Origin of the sequence: Planctomicrobium mucosum, assembly GCF_051466335.1 — a bacterium.
GTDB lineage: Bacteria > Planctomycetota > Planctomycetia > Planctomycetales > Planctomycetaceae > Planctomicrobium.
Window position 1 is genome coordinate 4,105,301 of record NZ_CP195793.1, and the last position, 15,270, is coordinate 4,120,570.

Consider the following 15,270-nt stretch of genomic DNA (forward strand, 5'->3'; position numbering starts at 1 on the left):
AATCAGTTGTGAAAACTGGGGTACACGTCTCGCAGGAAGCCCTTTTCGTCAAATTGCATGGGGAATGGCCCTTCCAGAACTTCATGCGGGTGCTGGACACCATCTCTTAAATAAGCGTCGCTGACTAAGACCTGCTCGAGATGCATGGTGTCCGCGATCTGCATAACTCGGGCATCTTCCGGCTCGACCATGCCGACCGTCTTGAGTGCATCTTCGATCGCATCGTTGTCGTTAGGATAGATCAATGGGATCATTCCAGCGGGCACATGCGATGATGTGATGCAGTTAATGCGAGTGTACTCGAAATCGATCTGATCGACGACTGACTGAGTCGTAAACTCTGCAATCCCGATTCCAGCCGCATTGCCATTTGTTTCGGAAGTGAGACCTCGAACCATGATCCGTTTGCAGTTCGCACGATCTCCGGGCATCGCGACGTGATCGTTGTACTTTCTGCCGATGACGTTGGTGTCCATTCCTGAGCCGCTGATGTTCTTCCCGATTTTGTCAACAATCAAAAGGTCCGCTTCAGGGAACGGGAGCATTGGCAAGAGACCCTGAGCTTTCTTGAAGAGCTCCTTTTCGCGTTCATAAAAGTTTTCCGGAAGGATTGCTTCGATGTGAGCCGTTTCGTCGAACGAGTTCTCGACGATTGCAACGCCCGCGAGAATTCGACACTTCTCGATCAGCTGCGCTGCTACCGAATGAATGATCGTTGCGAAGGAATAGCTGGAAATTGCGCGATGGTAGAGCAACGCCCCAGCATGTTTTCCGAGTCCAATCAGCATCATCTTGTGCAATCCGGATTCGATTTCTCCGGTGAACAAGGTGTGCGGCTTGATTCTCCCTGCCACGAGAACATGATCAGCACCGAAAGCATGTTTGTCGAAGTGGACTGGCAGTCCCTGCTCGGTTGTGGCGACGATAACGGTTTCCATCGACGAGCGAATTTCCGCTCCCACAGCGTCAGGTGTCACCCCGAGACTTTCGAGAACTCGGGTTTGCCCTTCTGCTGTCGCTCCCCCATGGCTGCCCATCGCAGGAACGATGAATGGAGTTGCCCCCAGTTGTTTCACCACATCGACTATGGCCTTCACGATCTCGGGGATTCGATGAATTCCGCGGCTCCCCACGGTGATCGCGACGGTCTGCCCGGGGCGAACTTTGCTCTCCAGATTCAGACGGCTCAAAGTTTTGACTGTCTCCAGTGAGACGTCCGCCACTTTAGTCGGATCGAATTTCTGGCGAATTCGGTACATTTGGGGTAATGGCATCGCGATTCTCCGAAGAAATAGGCGTCAATTTAAGTAAATTGCTCAACCATGAACATGAATCAGCGGCTATTTTTCTGTTCTGTCAGCAATCATTAACCTTCGAAGAGATACAGATCCCGGTCAGATTCGGTGATTTGCACATTCCTGTTCTGCGATTCACTTCTTCAGGAGACGTGGACTCCTAAGCTATCGGGCCGTTCGAGTGCAATAAATTCTGATTTTGGTTGGACTTATTTCAAATTGTCAGACACAATCCGCTTTTTCCTTGCGCCTCATGCCGTCGCTCGAAATGTCAGATCACCAATCTGCTTCACTCTCTGAGATTACTCGCCGCAAACGGATGATTGCAGCCGTTCGAGAGCAGGCAAAACAACTCTTTCTCGCCGGGGAATCGGGGCTGCGCATCGCCACCGAAACATGCGATGCAACTGACCGCATGTTGTTCACTCTCATCGAAGAGACTCTCAAAGAGTTTCCTGACGATCGCGATGTCATTTTCGCTCAGGGGGCGATTATCGCTATCGGAGGGACTGGCCGGGGAGAACTCGCTCCGTATTCCGATGTGGACTTGTTGTTTCTCCACCAAAAAGAAAAGAGTGTTCAGTTCGAGAAATTCGCCCAGAGGTTCATGCAGACCTGCTGGGATTCCGGGTTACAACTCGGGCATTCATTTCGCGCAATTCCAGAGTGTCTCTCTCTCTCATTGAAAGATCCTCAGATTGCCACGGCTTTAATCGAAGCCCGGTATCTTTGGGGGGATCGCGAGTTATATGAGAAACTCACGAAGCAGTTCCGGCAGAAGGTCATTACGTCACGTGTTCGACAATTCATCGACGACTGCATTCTGGCCCGAACGGCCGGGGCTCCCGAGAACGGGCCGCCGACTCAGGAGCTTGAACCGGACATTAAATCGAGCGCGGGAGGACTTCGAGACCTGCATTTGCTCCGCTGGATCGCGTACGCCCGTTTCGGCATCAAAGACATTGATTCACTGGTACTGCAGGGAGCACTCAGCAAGTCTGATGCTCAACAGCTCAAGGATTCATGGGAGTTTCTGACTCGACTCCGGATTGATCTCCATCTGCAAGCAGGGAAGGCTCAAGATCGGCTCACTCGGGATGAGCAATTACGAATCGCTGATGCCCGGGGTGTTCGAGATACTGCCGAGCAGCGTTCCGTAGAGCGATTCATGCAGGAATTCTTCCTGCACAGTTCCGCCCTTCTGGCGATCACTCGACGGTTCGTGTACAGACAGAGACCACGATCGTTTTTCGATTGGATTCGAGCCTGGGTCACCGGACATCGTGCAGACGAAATTCTTTTCGTCGGACCTGACGAGATTACCATAGCAGAACGTCATCTCCCGTTGGCATGCAGTTCACTGGAGTGGATGCTTCGGATTTATCGGGCCGCTGCAATCTATGGAGTGCCGCTGGCCCCGAATGTGACGGAGGCAATTCAGGCTGCTGTTCCGAAACTGAATAAGCAGGTCTCGGAGGAAAGCGCCAATCTCTTCATGGAGATTTTTTCCTGCACGCAGACGCTGGGCCCCGTGATTCGCAGCATGTTCACAACCCGCTTGCTGGATATCGTCATCCCGGATGTGACGCATATCCGCAGTCTGCTTCAGTTCAATCAATACCATCACTTCACAGTCGAAGAGCACTCGCTGCGTGCTGTCGAGACCGTGGTCTCCTTCGAACTCGATGATGGGCCGGTCGGGAATGCCTATCGAGCGATCAGCAACAAAGCACTCTTGCATCTGGCTGTCCTTCTGCACGATCTCGGAAAGGGATTTAAGCGGGATCACTGCATCGTTGGCGAAGAGATTGCCGTCCGCATTGCAAACCGTTTGTTTCTTCCGGATCAGAAGACTGAGCAGTTGGCGTTACTGGTCCGCAAGCATCTGGAAATGGCTGATCTCGCATGGCGTCGCGACATCACTGACGAGTCGTTGTTGCTCAACTTTAGCCGTGAAATCGGAAAGCCAGACACGCTACAAATGCTGTATGTGCTGACCGCGGCAGACGTCACTTCTGTCGGCCCGGGAACCTGGACACAGTGGAAGGCGGAGTTGCTCGCTGAACTCTTCGACCGCTGCCTGGTCATGTTGAGCGGTCAGAGGTATTCGTTCCACGCAGCGATTCGCATTCAAGCAGTCCATGATGCTGTCACTGAGATACTGCAGGCGGATACTCCGGATCAGGACATCACGAACTGGGTGGCGAAACAGCTCAGCGGTTACTCAACATATTACTTAACAACGACGCCAGCTTCGCAGATCGCCAGTGACCTGAAAGTGATTGACGGACTTTCACCCACTGCGATTGAGGTGCTGACGACTTGGCGCGAAGAGACCGGCACCACCGAATACCGCATCATCACGAAGAACCCGCTGGCGACGTCGGGTTGCTTTCATAAGATGTGCGGAGTGCTCGCATCGCATCATATGCAGATTTTGTCAGCTGACATCAATACCACATCCGAGGGAGTCGTTGTCGACAGTTATCTCGTCATCGATCCCGACTACAGCGATGAGCCACCTCAGCATCGATTCAACGAAATTGCGGAGACATTCAGGAACGTGTTACGTGGGACGATGGATGTCGAGTCGCTCTTTAAACGCAAGCGTCGATACGGCGGGATCGGACCCAAGGGAGCGGTTTCCAACCTGAAAAGCCGCGTGCAGATCGACAACGAATCCTCTGCAAACAGGACGATCATCGATGTTTTTTCGCACGACCGAACAGGGTTGCTTTACCTTCTCTCAAAGACCCTCTTTGAGCTGAACCTTTCGATCGATATGGCAAAAATTGCGACCCATTTCGATCAGGTTTTGGACGTCTTCTACGTCATGGAGGCCGACCATAATAAGATTCAGACCCGGGAGCGAATTGTTGAAGTCAAAGAGCGGCTTGAACAGGTCCTTCAGGAATTCGAGGAAAAGAACTCGATCGAGGCGATGGTGTCTTAGCGTTGAATTTCATGGTCGTTTCGCGTTCTGGCAGCGAGAGACATTGAAGCTGATTGTGTAGTGATTTGCCGTTCTCCTTTTCTGTATGAGTCTTCAGTCGCTTCCATCCATGTCTGACACTCCCGAAATCAAAAAGCTGCGAGCCAAGAAAGTCGTTGCGAAGCTCGACAAAGAGTTTCCGTCCCCGGAATGTGCACTGGTTCATCGCAACCCGTACGAACTGACTGTGGCGACGATCCTTTCAGCACAGTGTACGGACGCCCGGGTGAACATGGTCACGCCTGCTCTCTTTGAAGAGTTTCCGACTCCTCAGCGTCTTGCCGTTGCGGACCTTTCCCGAGTTGAAGAACTGATTCAATCCACGGGCTTTTTTAGAGCGAAGGCAAACAACATTGTCGGAATGGCTCAAAAGCTGGTGAGCGACTTCAACGGCGAGTTGCCGCGGACCATCGATGAACTGACAACGCTTCCGGGAGTTGGAAGGAAGACGGCAAACGTGGTATTGGGGGTTGCGTTCGGTATTGCGTCAGGGATCGTCGTTGACACTCATGTCAAACGGATTACGAATCTTCTCGGACTTACCACCAGTCAGAATCCAGAAATCATTGAGCGAGAGCTGATGATGCTGCTCCCAAAGCCAGCATGGATCGCGTTCTCGCATCAGATCATTCTGCATGGACGAAAAACCTGCATTGCCCGTCGTCCAAAATGCGTCGAATGCCCGCTATTAAAGCTCTGCCCGCGTGTCGGACTGCCTCTGCTTAAGTCATAATCGAGTTACTCACCGAAGGTCGATTTGCGGCGGAGTGTGTGGTGGTAGGACTGTGCGAATCGATGTGCTTCGTCGCGCACATATTGCAGTAACCGTAAGGCGTAGGAATGACGTCCCAGTCGACGCGGTGCATCTTCCCCGGGGACATACACTTCTTCCTCTCGCTTCGCTAAAGAAATCGTGAACGGTGGTGTGACACCGATCGCTTTCATCGCCGCCAAAGCAGCGTTGAGTTGGCCCTTGCCACCGTCAATCAACAGGACGTCCGGAAACGCTTCTCCTTCCTGACTCAGACGACGCAACCTGCGGCTGACAACTTCCCGCATGGAGGCAAAATCGTCGACTCCCTCCACGGTGCGAATTTTGAATCGCTTATAACCATGCTTGAACGGCAAACCGTCGATGAATTGCACCATGCTCGCCACAGTTTCGCCCCCTTGCAGATGAGCGATATCCATCCCTTCGATTACACGCGGTACTTTTTCAAGACCGAAGATCTTCTTCAAACCGACAAGACCTTTACGTGGGTCGATCTGAAAGACTTCAGGCTGGACGTGGTCGTTCAGATTCCCTTTGGTTTTCAGGGCGTCCAGAGCTTTGATTTCATCCCTTATTCGTGCTGCTTTTTCGAACTTGCGTTCTTGGGCAGCCTGTTGCATTTCGGCATGCATCTCTTTGATCAGAGATTCCTTTTTGCCGTCCAGAAACAATCGAAGTTTGCGGATGTTCTCCCGATATTCCTCTTTGGTGATTCTCAAATTGCAGGGAGCGGTACACTGGTTGATACTCGCCAATAGACACGGACGGAACCAGCGCCATTTCTCGTCGTCGGAATCGATGTTCAGGCTGCAATTGCGAAACTTGAACACCTTCTGCAAGACGTTGATCAACCCACGCAATTTCTTGGCGGACGTGAATGGCCCGTAGAGCTTCACCCCTTTGGAGAGCGGCTTTCGGGTGAATTCGACACGGGGAAAGTCCTCGCGTGTCGTGATCTGTAAGTACGGGAACGTCTTGTCGTCTTTGAGCTCAGAGTTGAATCGAGGCTGGATATCTTTGATCAGTCTCGATTCGAGCAGGATGGCGTCCACTTCGGAATCAGTGGAAATGTAGTCGAGATCAGCGATCTCCGGGATCAAGTCGCAGGTTCTTCGGTCGACGAGGGAGGCCGCCAGAAAATAGCTTCCCGCTCGACTTCGTAAATTGACCGCCTTGCCGATGTAAATCACCCGACCCAGCTTGTCCTTCATTAAGTACACACCGGGAGATCGCGGAAAAGTTTTGACCTTTTCCGAGGGGATCACCTGAGGGCCTGCGGGCTCTGCCTCGACAGGGGTCAATTCTGGTTGCTGCGATCCTTCGTTCATGCGTGTATTTTAGGACTCAAGGGCGAAATCTGGCACTATGAAATTGGGGGGAGACAGGAAATTCCCGTAAGCAGCAGTTCCGCGAGCCGAATACAAGTTCGCTGATCGCCATGCCATTTCTATCTCACCCTTGCACGAAATTTGGGGGAAGAATCCACTTTATTTTCTTTGCGGCCCTTCAGTCGGCACTTCCCCTTAAATCCGTATCTTCTTTTGCAGAATGCGGTTACGGTTTGTCTGACTATTTTGCCGTAAGTGCATTTCTGAATGCAACAATTCTCTCATCGAGAGTCGATTGACTGCGTTGTGCGAGCTACAATCTCCACTCCTGGCGACGCCCGCCTGTAGTTCCATCGTGGAAATACTGCTGCCATGCCAGACTTAAATTCAAGATGTCACTCCAAGAGGTTTATCGTGATTATCGTATTGAAGCCCAACTTCACCGAAGAACAACTTCAGCATATTTATACCCAGCTGGAGTCAATGGGTTTTCGCTATGAACTGAGTCGCGGAGTGAAGCGAACACTGATCGGCGTGATCGGTGAAGAAGATCAATTGCGGAACGCTCCACTGCGAGCGATTCCTGGTGTCGAAGAGGTTATGTCGATTTTGAAACCATTTAAACTAGCCAGCCGGGAATTCCACGATCAGGATTCCGTATTTGATCTGGGCCATGGCGTCAAAGTCGGTGGTGGAAATCTCATTATGATCGCCGGTCCTTGTGCGATCGAAGGCGAAGAGATTCTGCGAGAAATCGCAACCGCAGTCAAAGCGTCCGGTGCAAACGTCCTGCGTGGAGGAGCCTTCAAACCACGAACAAGCCCATACAGTTTCCAAGGACTTGGCGAAGAAGGCCTCAAAATTCTTCGCGCCATCGGCGATGAACTCCAAATGCCGATCGTCACCGAAGTCATGGACCCACGGCAGGTCGAACTTGTCGATCGCTACACCGACATGTTCCAGATCGGTGCGAGAAACATGCAGAACTTCAATCTGCTTTCAGAAGTGGGGCAGACTCGCCATCCGGTATTGCTCAAGCGTGGAATGAGTGCCAGCGTTCAGGACCTCCTGATGTCCGCCGAGTACATTCTTGCTAACGGCAACAAGGAAGTCATTCTCTGTGAGCGTGGTGTTCGCAGCTTCGATTCATCGACACGCAACCTGCTCGATATGGCTGCTGTTCCAAACGTCAAAGGCCTCTCGCATCTGCCGATTATCGTCGATCCGAGCCATGCGACCGGCCGTCCGGATTTGATTCCAGCAATGTCACTGGCCGCTGTTGCTGCCGGTGCTGACGGTGTTCACATCGAAGTACATAGCTGCCCTGAAAAATCGATGAGCGATGGTCCTCAGGCTCTGTTGCCGAAGCAGTACGATGAACTCTTCAAGCAGATGAGTTCAATCGCGACACTTCTCGGGAAGAACATCCCGGTTGCAGGATCGAAGGCCTAATATCTGACTTCAGAGGGAATTGTTGCGACGGGAGCCACGACAGGACATCGCTGTCTTCCACTGCTCGTCGCCACCCCTCATGAGGTGAGGTAGGCGCTAGAGTTGACAATTTGGAACGAGCGTCTTCGCTCACTCGATTCACTTCTTTAACCTGCCACCAAGGGGGAAACATGAAGCGTAGTTTTGTGAGTTGGATGCTCGTAGCAGCCGCATTAGTGACCATGACACCGGTGTCCGCCTTCGCAAAGGTGCGGACGCCGGCTCTCTTTTCGAATGGGATGGTCCTCCAACGGGACATCGCTGCCCCTGTCTGGGGATGGGCTGAGCCGGGCGAGCAAGTCACGGTGACTTTCCGTGATCAATCGGTCTCCGCAAAAGCTGACGACCAAGGAAAATGGAAAGTCAGCCTGGCGCCGCTCGCACTCGGAGAACCAGGGACTCTTACGATCACAGGGGAAAATACCCTGACATTCGACGATGTGTTGGTCGGAGAAGTCTGGATCTGCAGTGGTCAATCCAATATGGGGTGGAGTGTCAATCAATCGGATGACCCCGACCTTGAGAGACTGGCTGCGAATTACCCGAACATTCGCCTGTTCAGCGTTCCACTGACAACAGCTGACACTCCACAGGATGATGTGAATTCTTTATGGAAGGTCTGCTCTCCTGAGACCGTCGGGCATTTTTCAGGGGTTGGCTACTTCTTCGGTCGGCAATTGCACATTTCGACAGGAGTTCCGATCGGCCTGATCAATTCTTCATGGGGCGGAACCCGTGCAGAAGCCTGGACGAGCCCTGAGATGATGGCTGTAAAGCCGAACCTGCAGCCGATTCAGGATTCGTGGAACAACATCATCGCCAAGCCTGAAAATCAGGAAGCGACGAAAGCCTACGAAGAGAAATGGAATGCATGGCAAGCAGCCCTGAAGAAGGCGCGGGCTGATGGGACGGACCTCCCGGCACGCCCTGGTCACCCGGGCAACACCCGCTGGTCGGAACACCATCCAAGTACCTTGTACAACGCAATGATTCATCCGCTTGCTCCCTACGCGATTCGCGGCGCAATCTGGTATCAGGGAGAGTCAAATGCCGGACGAGCATATCAATATCGTGAATTGATGCCGGCGGCGATCCAAAGTTGGCGCGACGCCTGGGGACAGGGAGACTTCTACTTCTATCAGGTAGAACTTGCCAACTTTCAGGCTGTCTCACCGCAACCTAAAGAGAGTGCATGGGGAGAACTCCGTGAGGCGCAGCAACTCACGAACAAAGCTCTTCCGAATGTTGATTCCGTTTGTATCACGGACGCTGGAGCAGCGAAAGATATTCACCCGAAAGACAAACAGACCGTCGGTAAACGACTCGCTCGCCTAGCTCTCAACGATGCATTCAAGATCTCAGGAGTCGTCCGAAAAGGCCCCACTTACGAAAGTGCCACGTTTGAAGATGGCAAAGTGACCGTGAAGTTCAATACCTACGGTCCGAAGCTGATCACCTGGTACGGAGAACCGCTTCAAGGCTTCGCTGTAGCGGGCGAAGATAAGAAGTTTGTCTGGGCAGAAGCGAAGATCGTCTCGGAGAATACAGTCGAACTGACCGCATCCGGCATCGAGAAGCCAGTAGCGGTCCGGTACAACTGGGCGGAAAACCCTCAAGGAAACTTGTACAACGAAACGTATCTTCCGGCACATCCATTCCGGTCTGATGATTGGATGGGGGTGACCGCCGACAACGTCCGAGTCGACTAGCCCTGTCTCAGGTGTGTATGGCGGCGAATGGTGGCAAAAACTCGTTCAAACGCTGCGTTTATCGCTGCCGGAACGCCACACTCTCGTGAGAGCCGCTCTAGGCGATCGCCGATTCACAAAATCGATGCTCCAGAGTTTCTCTGGGGCATCTTTCGTTTGGTGCGGCTTTCGCTCGGAATCATCCCTGACAGTTTGAGCAGGAGTAACGCAGACTCAACGTATCGACTCGCCATTTCGGCTCCGCGACGGATGAATCGACAAAGACGAGATGAACGACCCCGTTCCCAACTTCCAAAGCGGTTTCGACGGAGTCTGCCACACGTCCGCGACTTTCCGGGTCGACTTTCACCCGGTCGATAATCGCTTCGACGAGATGCTCACGCTTGTGGTCAATCTTGGGGACATCTTCCAGCGTGTATGTCGTCCCATTGATGCGGACTCTCAGGAACCCCTGTGTTCCCAGCTTGTCCCAGAGTTTTTCGTAACTCTGTCCAACGTCCACATGAATCGGAGCAGCAATGTAGAGCTTTGTTCCGACCTCGAGTCCCTGTACACGCTCGATGATCTGGTCTGTCGTTTGTCGCGTCACCGGTTGCTGACAGTCTGGACAGTACATCTGCCCGAGTCGCGCAAAGAGGACTCTTAGATAATCGTAAATCTCAGTGACCGTTCCGACCGTTGAACGAGGAGTCGCACCGACGGTTTTTTGCTCGATCGCGATTGACGGTGACAGTCCGGAAATGTGCTCCAGTCGGGGCTTCGGCATTTGTCCCAGAAACTGACGGGCATACGCGGAGAGCGATTCCACATAGCGACGCTGCCCCTCAGCATACAGCGTGTCCATCGCGAGTGAGGTCTTTCCGGACCCGCTCGGCCCACAGAAAACGCTCATTTTGTCGCGAGGAACGGTGACGTTCACAGATTGAAGGTTGTGCTGTGACGCTCCACGAATGACGATGTTCTCTTGCGAAACCTGTCTCACCGCGGCATTGGAATTCTTCTTTGGAGCAGCTTTTTTCTGTGGAAAAAGAATTGGTGCCAGTGCCTTCCCGGTGTGGCTTTCTTTGCACTGAGCGACCTCTTCCGGGGTCCCTTCGATGAGAATTCGTCCTCCCCCCTCGCCTCCTTCCGGGCCAAGATCGATCAGCCAGTCAGCAGTTTTGATCACGTCCAGATTATGCTCCACCACCAGGACAGTGTTTCCGTCATTGACGAACCCGTGGAGTACTTCAATCAGCTTGCGAACGTCTTCGAAGTGCAGACCTGTCGTCGGTTCATCGAGGAGGTAGAGTGTTTTTCCTGTCGATCTCTTTCCCAGTTCGCGAGCCAGTTTAATACGCTGGGCTTCCCCTCCAGAGACAGTCGGGGAAGCCTGTCCCAGCTTCATGTAGTCGAGCCCGACATCGTGCAGAGTCTGCAACATTCGGTGAATTTTGGGATGGTTCTTGAAATGCTCAAGTGCTTCCTGAACATCCATGTCGAGTACATCAGCAACAGATTTGTCGCGGTACTTCACTTCTAACGTCTCATGATTGAAACGCTTGCCATTGCAGAGAGTACAGGGGACCCAGATATCCGCGAGGAAATCCATTTCGAGCTTCGTCGCCCCGTTTCCTTCGCACGCTTCGCAGCGTCCCCCTTCCACGTTGAAGCTGAACCGACCCGGCGTATAACCGCGAATTTTGGCTTGTGGAAGCTGTGTGTAAAGTGTGCGAATTTCGTCGAACAACTTCACATAGGTCGCAGGATTCGAGCGCGGTGTTCTCCCGATTGGCGACTGGTCAATGTCGATCGCTTTGTCGATCAGCTCCAACCCTGTCACCTTCTTGTGAGTCCCCGGCGTCCCTTTCCCTTTATTGACGTCACGGTTCAGCACTTCCCAAAGAATGTCATTGCAAAGTGAGCTTTTCCCGGATCCACTCACGCCGGTGACGCAAATAAACATCCCCAGAGGGAAGTCGACGCTCACGTTCTTCAGGTTATGGTGGGTTGCTCCAGTGATGCGAATCTTATTTTCTGTCGACTTTCGTCGTTCCTTCGGAACTTCAATGACAGTTCGCCCGGAAAGATAGGCGCCTGTCACGCTCCTTTCGCTCTTCATGATCTCGTCGGCCGAGCCTTCAGCGACAACTTCGCCCCCTCGAACACCGGGACCGGGACCGAAATCGACGAGATGATCCGCCGCCCGCATCGTGTCTTCATCGTGTTCAACAACGATGACGGTATTCCCCTGATCACGAAGATTGAGAAGGCTTTCCAGAAGCATGTCGTTGTCGCGTGGATGGAGACCGATCGACGGTTCGTCCAGAATGTAAAGAACTCCCGTCAGTCCCGAACCAATTTGACCTGCCAGACGAATTCGCTGCGATTCACCCCCGGAAAGTGTCGGAGCGGATCGATCGAGAGCCAAATATCCCAGGCCACACTTCTTCAAAAAGCTCAGGCGCCCGCGAATCTCTTTGAGAGCCTCCTCAGCGATGAGTTGAGATGTCGCCGAAAGTTCGAGTTCCTGAAAAAACTGCACAGCATTGTCGACCGCGAGACGACAGACCTCCGGCAGAGAGAGTTGCCGGGCTGCGACCTCTTTGTTCCTCGACGTGATGCGGACGTTTCTCGCTTGTGGATTCAGTCGGGCTCCATGGCAACTGGTACACGGAACGACTTCCATGTACTTCTCCAGCTGCTTCCGACGCATGGGGTTTTTCCCCTTTAGGTAGTCGTCCAGCAGCTCTGAAAAATAGCCATTCCAGGTTCCACCATGTTTCCACACGCCGCCGGAATGTCGCCAGGAATACGTAATATGACGGTCCCCGGTCCCTCGCAAGAACTGCTGACACGCCGCTTCGGGGAGATTTTCCCAAGGGGTCTTGAACAGTTCCCCTTCTTTCATTCCGAGATCGTTTTCAATCGACGCAGCGACCCCGTGGTAAATGTGCCGCTTCCATCGTCCGACTTTCGATATCGAAGGAATGAGTTCAATCGCCCCTTTTGCGATTGACGATTCTGGGTTTTGAATGAGCCGATCAAGAATGAAGTCGTGTCGCATTCCGAGACCGGTACAATCGCGACACATTCCAAGTGGGCTGTTGAAGCTGAACAGCTGAGGAGATGGGGGATCGTAGCTGATGCCACAATCCGGGCAGGCGTATTTTGAAGAGTACAGCCGTTCCTCGGGTGTTTCTCCCGCTGTCAGGAGAATCAATCGCCCTTCGGCCAGCGTGGTCGCTGTCTCGATCGCGTCTGCGAGTCGGCTCCGAATTCCCTTGCCTGCGACAAGCCGATCAATCAACACTTCGATCGTATGCTTGAAGTGTTTCTTCAACCCGAGGTCATCGCCCAAGTTGACGATCTCTCCATCGACACGCGCCCGAACGAATCCCTGCTTCAGAAGGTCTTCAAACAGATCGCGGAATTCGCCCTTCTGGTTCTTGATCAACGGGGCGAGAATCTGAAATTTTGTCCCCTCTGGAAGTGATAAAATGCTTTCCAGAATCTGGTCAGTGGACTGCGCTGTGATCGTCTTCTGACATTTGACGCACTGCCCCTGACCGACACGGGCAAAAAGAACCCGCAGGTAATCGTAGATCTCAGTGATCGTTCCGACGGTGCTGCGCGGGTTTTTTGATGTGACTTTCTGTTGAATCGAAATGGACGGAGCAAGGCCGGAAATGGTGTCGACGTCCGGCTTCGGCATCTGCCCGAGGAACTGTCGGGCATAGGTCGACAGCGATTCGACGTAGCGTCGCTGGCCTTCTGCGTACAGAGTGTCGAATGCCAGCGAGCTTTTTCCGGAACCACTCACCCCCGTCATACAGATGAGTTGATTGCGGGGGAGCGTCAGATCGACGTTGCGAAGGTTATGCTCGCGAGCGCCGCGGATCACGATATCAGCTGCTGGCATGGAAATCCGTTTCACTGGAGGAATAATGAACGGAATTATAGGCGCATTCGAACGGTGTTTGGAATAGATCGAATGGCCATTTGTCCAGTTCCGGAGAGAGCTTCCCGTCTTACGCCCCCGTCTGAACCAAGTAAATCATTTTACTGAAGCATTGAACACACTTCAGACAGTCACCGAAATCGAAAGCATTGACGTGACAGGGGTTGATGCTACGATTGGGGAGTACGAAAGTGCACCGGGGGCGATCGGATTCGACTGGTTCTCCGCGGGGTGCTGGTCGCGTGTCGTGGTTGATCAGTTGGCCACGTAAAAAGCTGATCAAAAACTAACTGCAAACAAGCAGTTCGCAATGGTTGCCTAATTAGGTAGCCCCTGATGAGGGATCCCCGTCTGAGGAGCCCAGAGTCCGGTTACAAAATCAGACTGGTTTCAGGTCAACGGTCGCTACGCCTGAAACGAGATTCGTGGTGGCCTGTCTCCCTGCGGGCTGGTCCTTTGTCGCAAGGGGAGCGAGGAGAGTAAACAGAGGTCTACGCACGTAGAAGCCACATTCCAGGGCTCACAGGACGCGGGTTCAATTCCCGCCGTCTCCATACCAACAAGGCTCGTCAACAAATCAGTTGATGAGCCTTGTTGTTTTTTGAACACGTTGAAATGATCGAATGCTCATTTCTCTGAAGCGGATTCGAGATACTCGGGGCGCTCCACTTCAGACGATGCGATCAGGATCAGATGAAGTGGGCTTTCAAGACACTTCGCGTGGTCAAGCATGAACACGACGTTCTCTCGTGAGCATCGCGCCGATCCCCATGATGACGGTCGCCAAGCCAAGTGCTCCAGCGACAACGAACACTTTCCCTCTCCGTTCTTTTCGGACGAAGGTTCTCTCGACTTGTTCCAGAAAGTGCTTTGGAACGCTTCCCTTCCACATGACCTGATAAATATTCTCTTCGAATTCACCGACCTGCATCTTTGATTGCACAATGCAAAGACGATCAAGGAAGTGTTCGCGAGCCATTAATTCCTGTGTCTTGGGAAGGCGAACTTCGTGAGGTTTGAGATGAGGAAAGAGATCCGCAATATGCTTTCGCAGTTGAGATTCCAGGTCATGCTGCGCTTCGTGAATCGTGGCATAACGACCCGAATGAAGAATAAAGGAAGGGGTGTGTAACGAGGGAATCGAAGAGTTTTCCGAAGTCCATAATGGAAATAGGGATGTATCGGAAGCAATGCCTTCAACAGTCCGTGTGACCTCTCCTTCGTCGTAGTTGACTTCAATGACTTTGACCCGAGACTGATCTGGCTCCGCACTTCCCGATTCAACTGGCTGTGGCTCCTGTAATTCCTCAGCATCAGCATTGTCGTTTATTGCGATGTTGCCCCTCTCAATGGGGGCGACCGGTCGGTCAACTATTTTCTCTGCTATTAATGGAATTTCGGAGTGAGAGTACGAACTTCCATATTCAATCGCATCTGGAATGACAGTCGCGTGCTGCGTGACTCTTGAAACAGATCTTTCTCGTAGGATGACGAAAGCGAACGATGCAATACTCCCCCCCACTAACAAAAAAATCAGTGCTGAACCGACGACCATCGCAGGCTTTTTAACTGAAGACCCTGATGCTGCCAGAGCAACAACGGTCAGCCCAATCACAACGAGAAGGAAGACGAGAAACATCAATAGCACTGCCAGAATGCTGAACGTTGTTACGACCATTGCTGATGTTTCCCATTAAGCGTCAAAAAGAGGCCCTTCCGCAGGAGGTTGCAGTGCCGCACGAC

7 protein-coding genes, 1 other RNA gene and 1 pseudogene are annotated in these 15,270 nt (G+C 52.7%); 5 read left to right on the forward strand and 4 right to left on the reverse strand.

Going from position 1 to position 15,270, the window contains the following annotated elements:
• Positions 1-2: 2 nt before the first annotated feature.
• Positions 3-1,274: a lactate racemase domain-containing protein gene (locus tag SH668x_RS16285; RefSeq protein WP_437186120.1), complete on the reverse strand. Its 1,272-nt coding sequence runs from the start codon at positions 1,272-1,274 to the stop codon at positions 3-5.
• Positions 1,275-1,563: 289 nt separating this feature from the next.
• Between SH668x_RS16285 and glnD the strand changes: the two genes are divergently transcribed.
• Together glnD and nth are read left to right on the forward strand one after the other, a co-directional pair.
• A complete protein-coding gene (gene glnD / locus SH668x_RS16290) occupies positions 1,564-4,248 on the forward strand; it encodes a [protein-PII] uridylyltransferase (protein WP_437186121.1) in 2,685 nt (894 codons plus the stop codon).
• A 109-nt stretch (positions 4,249-4,357) separates the two neighbouring features.
• Entirely contained in the window at positions 4,358-5,020 is a 663-nt protein-coding gene (nth, locus tag SH668x_RS16295) for an endonuclease III (RefSeq protein WP_437186122.1), read from the forward strand.
• Positions 5,021-5,025: 5 nt separating this feature from the next.
• Here the strand turns inward: nth and SH668x_RS16300 are convergent, their stop codons facing one another.
• Positions 5,026-6,387 carry an excinuclease ABC subunit UvrC gene (locus tag SH668x_RS16300; protein WP_437186123.1) on the reverse strand — a complete coding sequence of 454 codons (1,362 nt, stop codon included), beginning with the start codon at positions 6,385-6,387 and terminating at the stop codon, positions 5,026-5,028.
• A 414-nt stretch (positions 6,388-6,801) separates the two neighbouring features.
• On the opposite strand from SH668x_RS16300, the gene aroF reads away from it, so the two are divergent.
• Together aroF and SH668x_RS16310 are read left to right on the forward strand one after the other, a co-directional pair.
• Complete coding sequence (gene aroF / locus SH668x_RS16305; RefSeq protein ID WP_437186124.1) at positions 6,802-7,839, forward strand: 3-deoxy-7-phosphoheptulonate synthase; 1,038 nt, start codon at positions 6,802-6,804, stop codon at positions 7,837-7,839.
• 170 nt (positions 7,840-8,009) lie between these two features.
• On the forward strand, positions 8,010-9,587 hold the full coding sequence (locus SH668x_RS16310) for a sialate O-acetylesterase (RefSeq protein WP_437186125.1): 1,578 nt from the start codon (positions 8,010-8,012) through the stop codon (positions 9,585-9,587).
• 253 nt (positions 9,588-9,840) lie between these two features.
• On the opposite strand, the pseudogene uvrA reads toward SH668x_RS16310, so the two are convergent.
• A pseudogene (gene uvrA / locus SH668x_RS16315) lies at positions 9,841-13,488 on the reverse strand (excinuclease ABC subunit UvrA); the annotation flags it as partial.
• Positions 13,489-13,725: 237 nt separating this feature from the next.
• On the opposite strand from uvrA, the gene ssrA reads away from it, so the two are divergent.
• Positions 13,726-14,084: a transfer-messenger RNA gene (ssrA, locus tag SH668x_RS16320) on the forward strand.
• Positions 14,085-14,251: 167 nt separating this feature from the next.
• Here ssrA and SH668x_RS16325 read toward each other — a convergent pair.
• Positions 14,252-15,205, reverse strand: coding sequence for a hypothetical protein (locus SH668x_RS16325; protein ID WP_437186126.1), 954 nt, complete (start codon positions 15,203-15,205; stop codon positions 14,252-14,254).
• Between the last annotated feature and the right edge of the window lie 65 nt (positions 15,206-15,270).

Coding starts and splice junctions, on each gene's coding strand:
- SH668x_RS16285 (WP_437186120.1), bottom strand. CDS start 1,274: ATGCCATTACCCCAAATGTACCGAATTCGCCAGAAATTCGATCCGACT.
- glnD (WP_437186121.1), top strand. CDS start 1,564: ATGTCAGATCACCAATCTGCTTCACTCTCTGAGATTACTCGCCGCAAA.
- nth (WP_437186122.1), top strand. CDS start 4,358: ATGTCTGACACTCCCGAAATCAAAAAGCTGCGAGCCAAGAAAGTCGTT.
- SH668x_RS16300 (WP_437186123.1), bottom strand. CDS start 6,387: ATGAACGAAGGATCGCAGCAACCAGAATTGACCCCTGTCGAGGCAGAG.
- SH668x_RS16310 (WP_437186125.1), top strand. CDS start 8,010: ATGAAGCGTAGTTTTGTGAGTTGGATGCTCGTAGCAGCCGCATTAGTG.
- SH668x_RS16325 (WP_437186126.1), bottom strand. CDS start 15,205: ATGGTCGTAACAACGTTCAGCATTCTGGCAGTGCTATTGATGTTTCTC.